The sequence below is a fragment of the Bradyrhizobium sp. USDA 4452 genome (genome assembly GCF_054063575.1).
In genome coordinates, this window is sequence record NZ_JBSSGK010000001.1 from 2,487,985 (window position 1) to 2,503,570 (window position 15,586).

The window sequence follows — 15,586 nt, forward strand, 5'->3', positions numbered from 1 at the left end:
TCCATGCCGGTCCGCAGCAACATCGTCGGCATCGATAGCCCCGAGGCGCTGGAGAAGACGCTGCGTGCGGCCTATTACCTCGCCGACGACGGCATCGCGACGGCGTCCTATCTCTCGCTTGCGCTCGGCAAGCCGCTGCTGCTCGAGGGTGCCCCGGGCGTCGGCAAGACCGAGGCAGCGAAAGCGATCGCCGCCGTGCTCGGCCGCCGGTTGATCCGGCTGCAATGCTATGAAGGCATCGACGCCGCGGCGGCGCTCTACGAGTGGAACTATCCGCGCCAGATGCTGGCGATCCGGCAGGCGGGCGAAGAGAGCATCGACATCTACGGCGAGTCGTTCCTGATCGAGCGCCCGATGCTCGCCGCGCTGCGCGCGCCCGACGCGACCGTGCTCCTGATCGACGAAATCGACCGCGCCGACCAGGAGTTCGAAGCCTTCCTGCTCGAATTCCTCTCCGACTTCCAGATCTCGATCCCGGAGCGCGGCACCATCCGCGCCGCCGAGCATCCCGTCGTGGTGCTGACTTCGAACCGGACCCGCGACCTGCACGAGGCGCTGCGGCGACGTTGTGTGTATCACTGGATCGACTATCCGAACGCCGAGCGCGAGGCCCGGATCGTGATGATGCGCGCCTCCAGCGTCGCCGAGGCGACCGCCCGGGCCGTCGTCGCCGCGGTCGGCCGGCTGCGCCGCGAGCCGCTGAGCAAGGCGCCGGGCATTGCCGAAGCGGTCGACTGGGCCGAGGCCGCGACCTTGCTCAACAAGGGCGGCGCGCGCTGGCCGGACGCCTTCAAGCGCTCGATCGGCGTCGCGCTGAAGGACGAAGAGGACCTGCATTTCATCTCGCCGCGACTCGATGCGATCATCGCGGAGGCTGCGGCGTGAGCGACGATCTCAGGCTGCCGCGCGCCGCGCAGTTCTTCGTGTCCTTTGTCGCGCTGCTGCGCGCCAACGGCTTCCTGGTGGCGCCGGAGCAGACCACGAGCTTCCTCGCCGCGATCGAACTGCTCGGGCCGCGCAGCCTCGAGCACATCCGCCGGGCCGGTCTGGCGACATTGGCGCCGCCGCCGGAGCGCCGCGCGACCTATGACCGGCTGTTCAATATCCATTTCCGTGGCGCTGAGGCGATCGAGCACGCCGAGGGCGAGGACGAGGACGAGGAGACCGTCCGCCTGCAGGAGGAAGGCCGCGGCGAGAACGAGCCGCCGCTTGCCGACGAGGCCAATGAATCAGGCCTCGCCGCGGCGCGGGCCGAGGCGCTGGTCGAGCGCAGATTTGCGCAAGTCCCGACCAGCGATCCGTTGCGTCGGCTGTCGCGCGAGGCGGCAAAACGGCTGCCGCGGCGCCGCAGCCACCGGCGACGGCGCGCGCGCAGCGGTCCATTCGCTGACCTCCGCCGCACTTTGCGTGACAGCGTACGCAATGACGGTGAGGTGCTGCGGCTCGGCCGGATGCGCCGTCGCCAGCGGCCCCGCAAGATGCTGCTCCTGATCGACGTCTCCGGCTCGATGAAGGTGCGTACCGAGGAGAACATGCGGCTGGCGCATGCGCTGGTGCAGGCGGTTGGCAATGTCGAGGTCTTCACCTTCGGCACACGGCTGACCCGCGTCACGTCGGCGCTGCGGCTGAAGCGCCGCGAGCAGGCACTGAGCGCGGCATCCTTCCTGGTCAGTGACTGGGACGGCGGCACGAGGATCGGCGACGCGCTGCAGGCCTTCCTCGCCGTACCGAGGTTCGGCGGATATGCCCGTGGCGCCGCTGTCGTGATCGTTTCCGACGGTCTGGAGCGCGGCGATCCGGCCGCGCTGAGCGACGCCGTCGCAAAACTGTCGCGCCGAGCCTGGCGCGTCAGCTGGCTGACGCCGCTCGCGACCGCGCCAGGCTTCAAGCCGCAAACCGAGGCGCTGATCGCGATCCAGCGCTTCGTCGATGATCTCGTGGACGGCGGATCGAGCGCGGCAGTCGTCGCGCATCTGCTGTCGCTTGCAACAAGGAGAGCGGCGTGACCGGCATTGTCGACGGACATCATCACATCTGGCGTCAGGCCGATCTCGCCTGGCTGTCCGGCCCGATGCAGCCGCGCATCTTCGGCCCCTACGAGCCGATCCGCCGCGACTATCCGATCGAAGAGTATCTCGACGACCTCAAGGGCACCGGCGTCACCCGCTCGGTCTATGTCCAGACCAATTGGCCGAACGTCCAATTCGAGGACGAGGCCGCCTGGGTGCAGCAGACCGCCGACGCTCACGGTTGGCCGCACGCGCTCGTCGCTTATGCCGACTTCTCCGTCGACGACGTCCGACCGCAGCTCGATCGATTAAAGCGCTATCCACTGGTGCGCGGCGTGCGCATGCAGCTGCACTGGCACGAAAATCCGCTCTATCGCTTCGCAGCTCGTCCCGATCTCTGTACCGATCCGGTGATCCGGCGCAATATCGGCCACCTCGCCGACTATGGTTGGAGTTTCGACTTGCAGGTGTTCGCGCCGCAGATGGTTGCTGCCGCCGGGCTTGCGGAGTCCTGCCCCGACGTGACCTTCATCCTGCAGCATGCCGGCATGCTGGAGGATCTGTCGCCGCAAGGCCGCGCCGCATGGCGCGCCGGCATGGCGCGGCTCGCGCAATGTCCCAACGTGGTGTCCAAGCTGTCCGGGCTCGGCACCTTCATCCATCGCAACGATGCCGCGCATATCGCCGGTGTCGTGATCGATACGGTCGCGATCTTCGGCGCAGAGCGCTGCCTGTTCGGCTCGAACTTTCCGATCGAGAAGCTGTGGACCAGCTACCGCGATCTCATCGCGGCCTTCGAGGCGGCAGCCGAACGGCTCAGCCGCGAACAGCGCGAGGCGATCTTCAGCACGACGGCGGCGCAGGTCTATCGGCTGGGGCCATAGCCGCGCTGCGAACACGAACACAACAACGAACACGGGAGGGCGAGCGATGCCGTTGGAGATCAAGATTCTGGACTATGGCGATATCGAGCTGGAATCGAGCTTCCTCGTGCTCGGGCACAATTGCGGCCGCACCCGCCGCGTGCTGACGCTCGGATTTCTGATCCTCGGCGGCCCCTACCCTGTGCTGGTCGACACCGGCTATCGCTCCAACCAGATCATGGAGACGCTCGGCATGCGCGGCCTCCAGTTCCACGAGAACATGATCGAGAACCAGCTCGCCCGCCACGGCGTGCGGATGGGCGACGTCCGCTTCGTCTGCCACACCCATCTGCACATCGACCATGCCGGCAAGGACGATCTGTTCCCGATGAACACGACCGTCGTTCTCAACCGCAAGGAGCTGGAATATTCCGTCTCCGGCCTGATGCACCCGCAATATCCCGCGCCTGACATCAAGCACCTGATCGACCGCCTGCACACCAAGAGCGCGCTGCGCCTCCTCGACCTCGAGATCACCGGCCCGGTCGAGCTGATGCCGGGCGTCTATTGCGACGCCGCCAACGCCCATACGGAAGGCTCGATGAACATCCACGTCCACACTGCCGATGGAATCGCCACGATCTGCGGCGACGTGATCTACGATTTCAACGACCAGATCGTGAATCCATTCAACGAAATCCACGACGCCGAGCCACGCACCACCGGCAATCATGGCACCAGCAAACGAGCGGAGAAGGCGTCGATCAAGAGGCTCCTGAACAACTCACGCTATCTGCTGCCGGTGCACGATCGCCCGGCGAAGATCGAGGGCGGCATGGTGGTCGGCCGCCTGCATGACCAGGTGCCGGGCCCGATCGTGCAGAGCCTGCCGCAGCGCAACTGGTTCCCGGCGTAGGGGCGGAGGCTTGATGCGATGACGCATGTCACGCTGCGCAGCGAGTTTGAAGACCTGATCGACCCCTACGCGCCGGTCGGCCAGGTCGGCACCGGCTTCGATTTCACGGAAGGACCGATCTGGCATCCGGTCGATCACTTCCTGCTGTTCTCCGACATGCCGGGCGACGTGCGCCGGCGCTGGGATGCACGACGCGGCGTAGTCGAGGTCAGGCGCCCGTCGAATAAGTGCAACGGCATGACCTATGATGCCGAGCTCAACTTGATTGTCTGCGAGCACGCGACGTCATCGCTGATCCGCGAGCGCCCCGACGGGCGGCGCGAAGTGCTGGCCTCGCATTACGAGAACCAAGAGCTCAACAGCCCGAACGACGTCTGCGTTCATTCGAGCGGAGCGATCTACTTCTCCGATCCCTGGTACGGCCGCATGCCGGTCTATGGCGTCGAGCGGCCACGCCAGCTCGGCTTCCAGGGCGTCTATCGCGTGCCGCCCGGCGGCGGTGCGCCGAAGCTCTTGGTCGACCGCTATCTGTTCGAACAGCCGAACGGGCTGTGCTTCTCGCCCGACGAGCGCATCCTCTACGTCAACGACACCGTGCAAGCGCTAATCCGCGCCTTCGACGTCAGCCCCGACGGCGCGCTCGGCAATCCGCGGGTATTCGCCTCAGGCATCCGCTCCGAGCTTGAACCCGGCCTGCCCGACGGCATGAAGTGCGATCAGCGCGGCAATGTCTGGGTTACCGCGCCCGGCGGCGTCTGGGTCTACTCGCCCGCTGGTGATCTGCTCGGCAAGGTCCGCCTGCCCGAACTCGTCGCCAACCTTGCCTGGGGCGGCGCCGATTTCCGCACGCTCTATCTGACCGCGACCCATTCGGTCTACGCGATCCCGACCAAGGTCGGGCCGCGCAACGAGCCTTATATGACCGGCAAGCGCGGCAGCACCGGCGCCGTAGCGTCGTCCTCGCCCGCGCCCAATCTTGCCGCCGGCGAGATGCAGATCGATCCGCAGCGCTGCGCGATGATCATCCAGGACATGCAGAACGACGTCATCATGGAAGGCGGCGCATTCGCCGACTCTGGCGCGCCGGCCCATGCCCGCCAGCAGCATGTCGTCGAGAATGTCCGCCGCGTCGCGGAGGCTGCGCGGGCGCGCGGCGTCGCCATCATCCATGTCTGGTTCGTGGTCGAGCCGGGCGCGCCCGGCGTGACGCTCAACGCGCCGCTGTTCGAGGGGCTGGTCGACAGCAAGGCAATGGTGCGCGGCAGCTGGGGCGCCGCGCCGGTCTCGGGGCTCGAACCGCGTCCGGGCGACTTCGTGGTCGAGAAGATGCGGATGAGCGCATGGGAAGGCACGAGGCTCGAGACCATCCTGAAAGCCACCGGCCGCGACATGATCATCAACACCGGGGCTTGGACCAACATGTCGGTCGAGCACACCGCGCGTACCGGCGCCGACAAGGGCTATTTCATGATCGTTCCGGAGGATTGCTGCTCGACCATGAATGCAGACTGGCACAACGCGGCGATCAATTTTGCGCTCCAGAATGTCTCCGTCGTGACCAACGCCGACACAGTTATCAAGGCGCTGGGCTGAGGAGGCGCGGTGCCGAAGCTGCTGCATCTTGACTGCTCTCCCCGCGCCGATTCGGAATCGGCGGCCGGCGCGCGCGTCTTTCTCGATCACTTCCGGGAGGTACGGCCGAACTGGGAGATCGACGCGACGAACCTGTGGCGCGAGCCGTTGCCGGAGTTCGAGGGCCATCTGCTCGAAGCGAAATACGCCCGGATCGGCGGCAAGGCCTTCACCAATTCGCAGCAAGATGCCTTTGCCGTCGCCGAACGCCTGGCCCTGCGGCTGTCGCTGGCCGACCGCGTGCTGATCTCGACGCCGATGTGGAATTTTTCGATTCCCTACAAGCTCAAGCAGTGGCTCGATGTCATCATCCAACCCGGGCTGACCTTCCGCTTCGATCCGGCGCTGGGCTATCTGCCGCTGCTCAAGGACCGCCCGACGGTTGCGATCATCGCCAGCGGCAGCGACTTCGTCACCGGCATGAACCGCGGCCGCATCGATATGGCGACGCCCTATCTGCGCGAGGTGCTGCGCTTCATCGGCATCAGCGACGTGCGCTTCGTCCCGATCGGCCCGACCACCGGACCCACCGAGCCGATCCGCACGGCCCGCGAAGCCGCGCACCGGAGGCTCGCGGAGATGGCGGCGCGGTTTTAAGCTCCTCTCACCACATCGTCGTCCTGGCGAAGGCCAGAACGACGGTTAGTTTGCGGTGGAAGAGTTGCCCGTCGGGTTGTCGCCCTTCCCCTTCGTCATTTTGGGGCGACGCGAAGCGTCGAGCCCGGAATCCATCGAGCCGAATTATGCGCGGAGCAATGGATTCCGGGCTCGCGCTGCGCGCGCCCCGGAATAACGAAAGATCTACGTTTCCGCTGCTGGAAACACCAGCCTGCACAACAACCCCGGCGCGTTGTCGCGCAATTCGATCTTTGCGCCGTGCAGGCTCGCGACCGCGGCGACCAGGCTGAGGCCGAGGCCGTTGCCCGGCGTGTAGCGGCTCTGCTCGAGCCGGTAGAAGCGCTTGAAGACCTGATCGTGCTGTTCGGCGGGAATTCCGGGACCGTTATCGGCGACCGAAATCACCGGCTCGCCCTCGTCGTTGTCGCAGGTCACGGTCACCCGTCCGCCCGGACGGCCATGCTTGATGGCGTTGTCGACGAGATTGGCGATGGCGTCGAACAAGAGGTCGCGATCGCCGGTGACCAGCACCGCCGGATCGCCGGCAAGGTCGAGATGGGTGGTGACCTCTTCGGCGGCGGCATCGTAGAGCTCGACCACCTCGCCTGCGATCTCGACCAGGTTAACGATGCGGAACGCGCCCTTGCGGGCCCGCGTCTCGATCTCGGAAATCCGCGTGATCGATGCGAACATCCCGAGCACCGCGTCAAGATCGGCGATGGTGTCGCCGATCAGCGCCGCATCGCCCTCCCCGTTGCGTGGGGCGTGATAGGCCTTCTCGAGCCGGCCGCGCATCCGGGTCAGCGGCGTGCGCAAATCGTGGGCGATATTCTCGCTGACCTGCTTGATGTCTCCCATCAGGGTCTGGATGCGATCCAGCATCAGATTGAGGTTCTCGGCGACGCGATCCCATTCGTCGTGACTGCCATGGAGCGGGATACGCTGATCGAGGCCGGAGAGCATGATGGCGCGGCTGGTCGCATTGATCGACTCGATCCGCCCGACGGTTCGCCGTGTGACCCCGATGCTGGCGGCCGCCGCAAGGCCGATAATCAGCATGACGACGGCGATGCCTGCGGCCCTGATCTGTGCCATGAAGCCGTCGAGATCGCTGATGTCGCGCCCGACCAGCAGCCGATCACTGCCCGGCAAAGTCTTGGTCACAGCGCGCACCAGCGCGGTTGCCGAAGGCCGCTGTGGCAGCGAGGTTCGAAATTCGGTCCATCCATCTCCAACGGCGTCTGCTGGCCATTGCGTGAGATTTCCCGCAAGCACCACGGATCCGGGGCCGACCAGCAGATAAACCTGATCGGCAAGACCCTTGTTCGCGATGCGTTGTGCGATCAACGCGGTCAGGCCATCGCGGCCGGACCGCGCATAGGTGTCATACAGGCTCGCTTGCTCGGCCATAATGGCGCGGTCGGACCTGTCGCGCACGTACGACAGCGTCGACCAGTAGACATAGGCGAAGATCGCGGACACGATCAGGCCGAACACGCCGATGGCGATCAACGCCAGGCGGAAGGTCGACGATCGGAGGGTTTTAGCCAGGAGCACGGAGGCAGTACCCGATGCCGCGGATCGTGTGGATCAGCGGATAGGCTTGCTGGTCGTCAACCTTGCGACGCACCCGACCGACATAGACGTCGATGATGTTGGTCGAGGGATCGAAGTGCAGGTCCCAGACATGCTGCAGCAGCATGGCGCGCGACACCACTCGGCCTTCGTTGCGCGCGAGATATTCAAGCAGCTGGAATTCCTTCGGCAGCAGCGGAATCTTGCGACCGCGGCGGCTTGCCGTCCGCGCAATCAGATCGACCGCGAGATCGCCGACCCGCAGGATGGTCTCCTTTGCAACGGTCTCACTGCGGCGGCCAAGCGCTTCCAGTCGCGCCAGCAGCTCGACAAACGAAAACGGCTTGACCAGGTAATCGTCGCCGCCCGCGCGCAAGCCACGCACACGATCATCGACCTCGCCGAGCGCGCTGATGATCAGGAACGGCACCGCGATGCCGTCGTCGCGCATCTGGCGCATCACCGTGATACCGTCGATGTCGGGCAGCATGCGATCGATCGTGATCACGGCATAGTCGCGCGCCGCCCCCTGACTCAACGCCTCGCGGCCGTTCGCCGCCAGATCCACCTCATAACCGCTGGTGGTGAGCTCCTCGACGAGCTGACCGGCGGTTTCCGGATCGTCCTCGACGACGAGAATGCGGCGGTGAGCTCCAGTCATGTTCTTGAACTCTCCGAGTTGTCCTGAACTCCCCGAGTTCTCGAACTCTCCGAGCGCCCCGCAACGGTCGCCGCCAGACTATCCCATTCCGGGGCTGGATGGAACGCCTGGCGACGACCGCGACAACGGTGCGGTTGATTGGGCGATCACCAATAGTCGCCGCACACATTGATCCACTGCGGACCGTAAGAGGTCCATACCCTGCGGTAGCAGCCGTTGTAGTAATCGGCATAGACGTAGGGCCCGCCGAAGAAGGCGAAGCGATGGAAGCGGTGGTGGTGGAAGAAGCCGCCATGATGGAAGAAGCGCGCGCCGTGGAATCCGGCGCCGGCAAAGCGCGGGCCGAATGTCGGTGCACCTGCGAAGCGAGCGCCGCCGAAATGCCCACCGGCAAAATGCCCGCCGCCGCCCATCGCGGCGAACGCCATTCCGCCACCATGCATGCCGCCGAAGCCGCCGCCATGCATACCACCACCCATGGCACCACCAAAGCTGCCGCCATGGCCGCCACCGAAGCCACCGCCGCCGCCATGTCCGCCGCCACCGCCGCCTCTAGCGAGGGCAGCGGGTGCAAGTGCAACGCTTACGGCGAGCGTCGCCGCGGTGAGAAACGTGAAGAGCCTGTTCGTCATGAAATCCTCCCTGATTGGGACCGCGGCGAACCTCGTGGCGCGGCATGCAGAGCATGATCAGAAGACGCAAGCGTGAGGCCGACTTCAACTGACAAATGCGCCAGATTCTGACGCCGGATTTAGTTTCGGCGAGACCTGCTCAATGACGGCGCTCTTCAACCCGACTTCGTCGCGCTTCAAGTGCGGCTGGTGTCGTATCGCTGACGGTTTTCACGAATGATTGTACGGTGCGCGACCGCCCATTCCGCAAGCTGCCGCACTGTCCCTGAAAGCGAGAGCCCGAGTTCGGTCAATGCATACTCGACCTGCGGAGGCGTGCTGGAGCGGACCGTGCGCGCGACCATGCCGTCGCGTTCAAGCGCCTTGAGCGTGCGCGTCAGCATCTGCTGCGAGATGCCGGCGACGTGACGCTTGATGTCGTTGAAGCGCCGCGGCCGATCGCGAAGCGCCACCACGACCTGAATTGTCCACTTGTCGCCGACCTGATTGAGAATCTCGCTCACCCAGCGACAACCGGCGGAAGCATCGACCGACACGGGCACATCCATATGACCTGGTCCTGAAGATATGCGTTTGACGACATAGTCACGCATCTGCTGTTGGTCAACAAGTCGGACCACGTACGGAGAACTATGATGATCCTCTACTACGCCCCCGGTGCCTGCAGCCTGGCGGACCACATCGCACTGATCGAGACGCGCCTTCCCTACAAGCTGATCAGCATCAATCGCGACAAGCGGACCGAAGACGGGCGCGACTACCTGACAGTCAATCCCAAGGGCTACGTGCCCGCGCTGGAGCTCGACGACGGAACGGTGCTGACCGAGAACCTCGCCATTCTGGCTTACATTGCACACCGGAGCGAGGCGTTGCTCCCCGAGGATGGTCTCACGCGCTGGCGCGCGCTTGAGGCCATCTCCTTCATGGCCACCGAGATCCATGGCGGCTTGCGACCCTTCTTCAAGAACCTGCCAACGCCCGAGAAGGAACGCGCGCGGAACCTGCTGATCAAGCATTTCGCTGTTCTCGCGCAGCAGCTCGGCGACAAGGCTTTCTTGTTGGGCGATCGAATGACGATCCCCGACCCCTATCTTTTCTGGGCGCTGAAATGGGCGCCCGTACACGGGATCGAGGTCCCAGAACGGCTACAGGCCTATTTCGCCCGCATGAAAAGCTTGCCGTCCGTCGAACAAGCGCTCGTCGAGGAAGGACTGGCTTGACCTAGGTCGGCTTGCCGCGCCCGCTCTTCTCGGCGGCGCGGCGCAGCGCGTCGGCGAGCGCGCCCCCGCCGGACTGTTCCTGCGGACGGCGCGACGCCGACGACGTCATCTTGGCCGAGCCGCGCGAGAAATCTCGTGACTGTCCCGCATTGTCCTTCTTGGCTCCGACCTCATCGTCGAGCCGCAAGGTCAGCGCGATGCGCTTGCGCGCGACCTCGACGTCCAGCACCTTAACCTTGACGATGTCGCCCGGCTTCACGACTTCGCGCGGGTCCTTGATGAAATTCCGCGACATCGCCGAGATGTGCACCAGGCCATCCTGGTGCACGCCGATATCGACGAAGGCGCCGAAGGCGGCGACGTTGGTCACCGTGCCCTCGAGGATCATGCCCTGCTTGAGGTCCTTGACCTCTTCGACGCCATCCTTGAACACCGCCGCCTTGAACGCGGGACGCGGGTCACGGCCGGGCTTTTCCAGCTCGCGCAGAATGTCGGTGACGGTCGGCAGACCAAACTTGTCGTCGACGAAGGATTGCGGCTTCAGCCCGCGCACCACGTCGGCGTTGCCGATCAGCGCCTTGATGTCGCTCTTGGTCGCCTCGAGGATGCGGCGCACCACCGGATAGGCTTCCGGATGCACGCCGGATGAATCGAGCGGGTCCTCGCCATTGCTGATGCGCAGGAAGCCGGCGCACTGCTCGAACGCCTTCGGCCCGAGCCGCGGCACGTCCTTCAGCGCCTTGCGCGACTTGAACGGGCCGTTGGCGTCGCGATGCTGCACGATGCTCTGCGCCAGCCCCGCGCCGATGCCCGACACCCGCGCCAGCAGCGGCACCGAGGCGGTATTGGCATCGACCCCGACCGCGTTCACGCAGTCTTCCACCACGGCATCGAGCGAGCGCGCCAGCTTGGCTTCGCCGAGATCGTGCTGGTACTGACCGACGCCGATCGCCTTCGGTTCGATCTTGACCAGCTCGGCCAGCGGATCCTGCAGGCGCCGCGCGATCGAGACCGCGCCGCGAATGGTGACGTCGAGATCGGGCAGTTCGCTCGAGGCAAAGGCGGAAGCCGAGTAGACCGACGCGCCGGCTTCGGAGACCACGATCTTGGTCATCTTGCGCTCGGGCAGCCGCTTCACGAGCTCGGCGGCCAGCTTGTCGGTTTCGCGCGAAGCGGTGCCGTTGCCGATCGCGATCAGCTCGACGCCGTGTTCGATCGCAAGCTTGCCGAGGATGGCCAGCGCCTCGTCCCAGCGCCGCTGCGGCTCGTGCGGGAAGATCGCCGTGTGCGCCACCACCTTGCCGGTGGCATCGATCACTGCGACCTTGACACCGGTGCGATAGCCCGGATCGAGCCCCATGGTGGCGCGCGGGCCGGCCGGCGCCGCCAGCAGCAGGTCGCGCAGGTTCGAGGCGAACACGCGCACCGCCTCGGTCTCCGCCGCGGTCCACAGCCGCATCCGCAAATCGATGTTGAGATGGATCTGGATCTTGGTGCGCCAGGCCCAGCGTACCGTCTCCGTCAGCCACTTGTCGCCCTTGCGGCCCTGGTTGGAGATCGCAAACCGGTTCATGATCCTGAGTTCGTAGAGGCCGGGCACGCCGGCGACCGGCTCCTGTGCTTCCGGCTTGATCGCGAGGTCGAGGATCTCCTCCTTCTCGCCGCGGAACAGCGCCAGGATGCGGTGCGACGGCAGCTTCGGCAGCGGCTCGGAGAAATCGAAATAGTCCTTGAACTTCTCGCCGTCGGTCTTCTTGCCGGTGCGGACGGTCGAGACCATGATGCCGTTCGACCACATCTCCTCGCGCAGGGCGCCGATCAGGTCGGCATCCTCGGCGAAGCGTTCGACGAGGATGGCGCGCGCACCGTCCAGTGCAGCTGCGACGTCGGCGACCTGCTTCTCGGCATTGACGAAGGGAGCAGCCGCCTCGTTCGGATCGTTCTGCGGTTGCGTCAAGAGGAGATCGGCGAGTGGCTCGAGTCCGGCCTCCTTGGCGATCTCGGCCTTGGTGCGGCGCTTCGGCTTGTACGGCAGATAGATGTCTTCCAGACGACCCTTGCTGTCGGCCGCCATGATCTGGGCTTCGAGCGCAGCGTCGAGCTTGCCCTGCTCGCGGATCGAGTTGAGCACCGCGGTGCGGCGCTCCTCAAGCTCGCGCAGATAGGTCAACCGCTCTTCCAGAGTGCGCAACTGGGCGTCATCTAGCGCGCCGGTGAGCTCCTTGCGGTATCGCGCGATGAATGGCACCGTGGCGCCGCCGTCGAGCAACGTCACCGCCGCCTCGACCTGCTCATCGCGAACCCCAAGCTCCTGCGCAATCTGATGATGGATCTTTGCCACGCCTGTCTCTCTCACCCCGTTGCGCCGCCAAATCACCGGCGTCGCGGACGCCGCTTATGAACCATCCCGGATTGATTCATCAAGGCGCGCTGTGGATCAAATGAGGCGCAGGCTGCGATCTATTTCCGGGATGGCGACCGCCCGCGGCTTGACAAATAGATGCGCGCCGCATTGCCGCCGAAAATCGCGCTCCTCTCGTCACTTGACAAATCAGCCAGCAAGGTCTCCGCCGCCGCGAACCAGTGCGCATAGCCGCCGGCGAGATTGACGACCGGCCAGTCACTGCCCCACAGCATCCGCTTCGGGCCGAAACATGCCAGCGCGTGATCCACCGCCTCGCGCAGATCGGCAACCTGCCAGTTTGGCGCTGCCTCCGTCGCAAGGCCCGACAGCTTGCAGGCGACGTTGGGCCGTGACGCAAGGTTCGCGATGTGGTCCTTCCAGGCCGCGATGTCGCCGGTTGCGAGGTGCGGCTTGCCGAAATGATCGAGCACGAATTGTAGATCCGGATGGCGATCGACCACCTGAACCAGCCGCGGCAGATGGCGCGGCAGCGCCAGCGCGTCGAAGACTAGATCATGCCGAACCATCGCCTCGAGCGGCGCCGCCAGTTCCGGCCGCAGCAGCCAGTCGTCGTCGGCGATGTCCTGCACCATCGGCCGCAGGCCGACCAGCAGTTCGCGATCGGCGATCGCATCGATCCGCGCCGCGGCATCGGCGGCGTCGAAGTCGATCCAGCCGACCACGCCGCGCACCAGCTCGGCACCGTTGGCGACGTCGAGCATGAACGCCGTCTCGGCCTCGGTCGGCGCGGCCTGCACCAGGATGGTGCCCTCGATGGCGGCCGCGGCGAGATGCGGCGCGAGATCGGCCAGGCCGAAGTCGCGATAGATCGGCCCGCGTTCGGGCGTCAGCCAGCCGTAATCGGCGCGCGCCAGCGTCCAGACATGGTGGTGGGCGTCGATCCGCATCATGCCGGCACCGGCGCGTGCTGGTCGAGCAGCTCCTCGGTCTTCAGATCGCGCCACAGCGCGGCCGGGACCGGCGACGACAAGGCGGCGACGTTGCGCTCGACCTCCTGCGGCGTCTGCGCGCCGAGCACGAGGCTCGCGACCGCCGGATGGCCCAGCGCGAAATGCAGCGCCGCGGTCGGCAGCGGCACGCCATGCGCGCGGCAGACGTGCTCGATCGCCGCGACCTTCTGCATCACGTCGGGTGGCGCGTCTTTGTAGTTGTATTTGGCGCCGGCAACCGCGCCGGTCGCCAGGATGCCCGAGTTGAACACGCCGCCGAGCATCATGCCGATGCCCTGCTGCTCCGCCAGCGGCAGGAACTCGGCGAGCGCCGGCTGCTCCAGCAGCGAGTAGCGGCCGGCGAGCAGCATGGTGTCGAACGTCCCCGCCTTGGCGAAGCGCACGCACATCTCGGCCTCGTTGACGCCGATTCCAATACCCCGGACCACGCGCTCGGAGCGGAGCTTGTCGAGCGCGACATAGGCGCCTTCCATCGCCTCGCGAAACCGCGCCTCAATGGCCTCAGCTCCGTGGGTCCAGACGTCGACGTCGTGGATCAGCAGCAGGTCGATGCGATCGGTACCGAGCCGCAGCAATGACTGCTCCACCGAGCGCATCGTACCGTCATAGGAATAATCGACCACCGCGCGATGCGGCGCGCCCCCGACGAAATTCGAGCCGTCGCCGCGGCTGCGGAACGGGTCCATCCAACGCCCGACCTTGGTGCAGACGACGATTTCGTCGCGCGCCACGCGGCGCAACGCCGTGCCGCTGCGGTGCTCGGCGAGGCCATGGCCATAGAGGGGGGAGGAATCCAGCAGGTTGATGCCCAGCGTGAACGCCTGCTCCGCCGCGGCGATCGCGGTGGCATCATCGAGCTGCGCGAACAGATCGCCGAGCGGCGCGGTGCCGAAACCGAGTATGGAGACATCGAGCCCGGTGCGGCCGAGCCTGCGACGTGGTAGCGCTGGACGTGAGGATGGAGATTGGTTCACCGTGACGGCTCCCTCGCAGTTTTCTTACTTGCAGGGAAAGTAGCCTTGCGGACGCCTCCAACACAAGCAGATGCGCCCGGCATGCGCCGTCAAGAGTTCCGCGCCCTTTGAATTTGACGTGACGATGCAATACTATTCGTGGTCGGCAACGATCTGCTCGGCGACATTGTCGACCACGACGGGGCTTTCGAAATAGGCGACGGTCGGATCGGCGCCATATTTCTCGCGGGCACGGGCGCGCCAGGCATCGGTGTACAGCGCTTCCGCCTCGCTCCGCGAGTTCCAGAAATAGATGCCGCCGGCCGTCATGCCGTCCTCCGACAGCACATAGGTCTTGCGAAACAACCCCTGGACGCCGCGATAGATCGGTGCGGTGCTCAGGAAGATGCTGCGCGCTTCCTCGCGCGTGACCGGCTTCGGCAATCTGAACGTCGTGACGGCGGTGATCATCTGGACCTCCTTGGCATCATTCTTGACATCATTGTTAATCTTGACGACAGTGTCAAGGATGGTTTGATGGAGCGAACCGAATGGTGGGCATACGACAGTTTGACGAGGACGAGGTCATCGCAACCGCGCTCGACGTGTTCTGGCGCAAGGGCCTGCACGATGCGACCATGCTAGACCTCGCGGCGGCGACCGGCGTGCAGCGCGGCAGCCTCTACAACGCTTATGGCGACAAGGAAGCGATCTTCCTGCGCGCCTTCGATCGGTATGCCAGGCAATTCCTGGAGGCGGCCGGCAACGCGCTGTCCCACGGCGACGCTGCGGCGGGGCTGCGGCACTTCTTCGACATGATCATCGTTAACATGACCGACGGCTCGCCGCCGCGCGGCTGCCTGACCACGCGCACCGCGCTCGACGCGGCCATTTCAAGCGCAGATGTCCGTCAGCGCGTGCAGGACATGCTCACGCGGCTTGAACAGCAGATCGCCAAGGTCATCGGCACGGCGCCGGGCAAGCGTAGCGCGGCCGATGCGAACCGGCTGGCACGCGTCATCGTGACGTACACGCGCGGGCTGGCCGTGATGGAGCGCGCCGGATACAGCCGCAAGCAGTTGAGGGAATTGGCCACGACGTTCATCGACGCTGTCGTTGGCAACGCCTGAAG

15 protein-coding genes and 1 pseudogene are annotated in these 15,586 nt (G+C 65.5%); 8 read left to right on the forward strand and 8 right to left on the reverse strand.

The window, feature by feature from the left end; genetic code table 11:
* Positions 1 to 3: 3 nt before the first annotated feature.
* The 6 genes from ACVISU_RS11900 to ACVISU_RS11925 are packed head-to-tail and all read left to right on the forward strand — an operon-like array spanning position 4 to position 6,017.
* Positions 4 to 885: an AAA family ATPase gene (locus tag ACVISU_RS11900; protein ID WP_456707064.1), complete on the forward strand. Its 882-nt coding sequence runs from the start codon at positions 4 to 6 to the stop codon at positions 883 to 885.
* Entirely contained in the window at positions 882 to 2,006 is a 1,125-nt protein-coding gene (locus ACVISU_RS11905; protein ID WP_456707065.1) for a vWA domain-containing protein, read from the forward strand. The genes ACVISU_RS11900 and ACVISU_RS11905 overlap by 4 nt, the downstream gene beginning before the upstream one ends.
* On the forward strand, positions 2,003 to 2,893 hold the full coding sequence (locus ACVISU_RS11910) for an amidohydrolase family protein (RefSeq protein WP_456707066.1): 891 nt from the start codon (positions 2,003 to 2,005) through the stop codon (positions 2,891 to 2,893). The genes ACVISU_RS11905 and ACVISU_RS11910 overlap by 4 nt, the downstream gene beginning before the upstream one ends.
* A 46-nt stretch (positions 2,894 to 2,939) precedes the next feature.
* Positions 2,940 to 3,788: an MBL fold metallo-hydrolase gene (locus tag ACVISU_RS11915; RefSeq protein WP_050402311.1), complete on the forward strand. Its 849-nt coding sequence runs from the start codon at positions 2,940 to 2,942 to the stop codon at positions 3,786 to 3,788.
* Between the two features lie 18 nt (positions 3,789 to 3,806).
* Positions 3,807 to 5,381, forward strand: a complete 1,575-nt coding sequence (locus tag ACVISU_RS11920) for an isochorismatase family protein (protein WP_050402312.1) — start codon at positions 3,807 to 3,809, stop codon at positions 5,379 to 5,381.
* A gap of 9 nt (positions 5,382 to 5,390) precedes the next feature.
* Complete coding sequence (locus ACVISU_RS11925; protein ID WP_456707067.1) at positions 5,391 to 6,017, forward strand: FMN-dependent NADH-azoreductase; 627 nt, start codon at positions 5,391 to 5,393, stop codon at positions 6,015 to 6,017.
* Positions 6,018 to 6,221: 204 nt separating this feature from the next.
* Here ACVISU_RS11925 and ACVISU_RS11930 read toward each other — a convergent pair.
* The 4 genes and pseudogenes from ACVISU_RS11930 to ACVISU_RS11945 form a co-directional block, all read right to left on the reverse strand.
* Positions 6,222 to 7,157: pseudogene (locus ACVISU_RS11930) on the reverse strand (sensor histidine kinase); the annotation flags it as partial.
* A gap of 424 nt (positions 7,158 to 7,581) precedes the next feature.
* Complete coding sequence (locus ACVISU_RS11935) at positions 7,582 to 8,274, reverse strand: response regulator transcription factor (RefSeq protein WP_212017317.1); 693 nt, start codon at positions 8,272 to 8,274, stop codon at positions 7,582 to 7,584.
* Positions 8,275 to 8,420: 146 nt separating this feature from the next.
* Positions 8,421 to 8,906, reverse strand: coding sequence for a hypothetical protein (locus tag ACVISU_RS11940; protein ID WP_456707068.1), 486 nt, complete (start codon positions 8,904 to 8,906; stop codon positions 8,421 to 8,423).
* A gap of 176 nt (positions 8,907 to 9,082) precedes the next feature.
* A complete protein-coding gene (locus tag ACVISU_RS11945) occupies positions 9,083 to 9,499 on the reverse strand; it encodes a winged helix-turn-helix transcriptional regulator (RefSeq protein WP_456707069.1) in 417 nt (138 codons plus the stop codon).
* A 42-nt stretch (positions 9,500 to 9,541) separates the two neighbouring features.
* On the opposite strand from ACVISU_RS11945, the gene ACVISU_RS11950 reads away from it, so the two are divergent.
* Positions 9,542 to 10,126, forward strand: a complete 585-nt coding sequence (locus tag ACVISU_RS11950) for a glutathione S-transferase N-terminal domain-containing protein (RefSeq protein ID WP_050402378.1) — start codon at positions 9,542 to 9,544, stop codon at positions 10,124 to 10,126.
* Between the two features lies 1 nt (position 10,127).
* Here the strand turns inward: ACVISU_RS11950 and ACVISU_RS11955 are convergent, their stop codons facing one another.
* From ACVISU_RS11955 to ACVISU_RS11970, 4 genes are all read right to left on the reverse strand, one after another.
* Positions 10,128 to 12,467 (reverse strand): Tex family protein, encoded by a 2,340-nt coding sequence (locus ACVISU_RS11955; protein WP_456707070.1) that lies wholly within the window; start codon positions 12,465 to 12,467, stop codon positions 10,128 to 10,130.
* A 119-nt stretch (positions 12,468 to 12,586) separates the two neighbouring features.
* Positions 12,587 to 13,441, reverse strand: a complete 855-nt coding sequence (locus ACVISU_RS11960) for an amidohydrolase family protein (RefSeq protein ID WP_050402319.1) — start codon at positions 13,439 to 13,441, stop codon at positions 12,587 to 12,589.
* On the reverse strand, positions 13,438 to 14,475 hold the full coding sequence (locus ACVISU_RS11965) for an aldo/keto reductase (RefSeq protein ID WP_050402320.1): 1,038 nt from the start codon (positions 14,473 to 14,475) through the stop codon (positions 13,438 to 13,440). The genes ACVISU_RS11960 and ACVISU_RS11965 overlap by 4 nt, the downstream gene beginning before the upstream one ends.
* Before the next feature lie 132 nt (positions 14,476 to 14,607).
* A complete protein-coding gene (locus ACVISU_RS11970) occupies positions 14,608 to 14,925 on the reverse strand; it encodes a hypothetical protein (RefSeq protein WP_050402321.1) in 318 nt (105 codons plus the stop codon).
* An 80-nt stretch (positions 14,926 to 15,005) separates the two neighbouring features.
* On the opposite strand from ACVISU_RS11970, the gene ACVISU_RS11975 reads away from it, so the two are divergent.
* Positions 15,006 to 15,584, forward strand: coding sequence for a TetR/AcrR family transcriptional regulator (locus ACVISU_RS11975; RefSeq protein ID WP_456707071.1), 579 nt, complete (start codon positions 15,006 to 15,008; stop codon positions 15,582 to 15,584).
* Positions 15,585 to 15,586: the final 2 nt, after the last annotated feature.

Coding starts and splice junctions, on each gene's coding strand:
- ACVISU_RS11900 (WP_456707064.1), top strand. CDS start 4: ATGCCGGTCCGCAGCAACATCGTCGGCATCGATAGCCCCGAGGCGCTG.
- ACVISU_RS11915 (WP_050402311.1), top strand. CDS start 2,940: ATGCCGTTGGAGATCAAGATTCTGGACTATGGCGATATCGAGCTGGAA.
- ACVISU_RS11920 (WP_050402312.1), top strand. CDS start 3,807: ATGACGCATGTCACGCTGCGCAGCGAGTTTGAAGACCTGATCGACCCC.
- ACVISU_RS11935 (WP_212017317.1), bottom strand. CDS start 8,274: ATGACTGGAGCTCACCGCCGCATTCTCGTCGTCGAGGACGATCCGGAA.
- ACVISU_RS11940 (WP_456707068.1), bottom strand. CDS start 8,906: ATGACGAACAGGCTCTTCACGTTTCTCACCGCGGCGACGCTCGCCGTA.
- ACVISU_RS11945 (WP_456707069.1), bottom strand. CDS start 9,499: ATGCGTGACTATGTCGTCAAACGCATATCTTCAGGACCAGGTCATATG.
- ACVISU_RS11950 (WP_050402378.1), top strand. CDS start 9,542: ATGATCCTCTACTACGCCCCCGGTGCCTGCAGCCTGGCGGACCACATC.
- ACVISU_RS11960 (WP_050402319.1), bottom strand. CDS start 13,441: ATGATGCGGATCGACGCCCACCACCATGTCTGGACGCTGGCGCGCGCC.
- ACVISU_RS11970 (WP_050402321.1), bottom strand. CDS start 14,925: ATGATCACCGCCGTCACGACGTTCAGATTGCCGAAGCCGGTCACGCGC.
- ACVISU_RS11975 (WP_456707071.1), top strand. CDS start 15,006: ATGGTGGGCATACGACAGTTTGACGAGGACGAGGTCATCGCAACCGCG.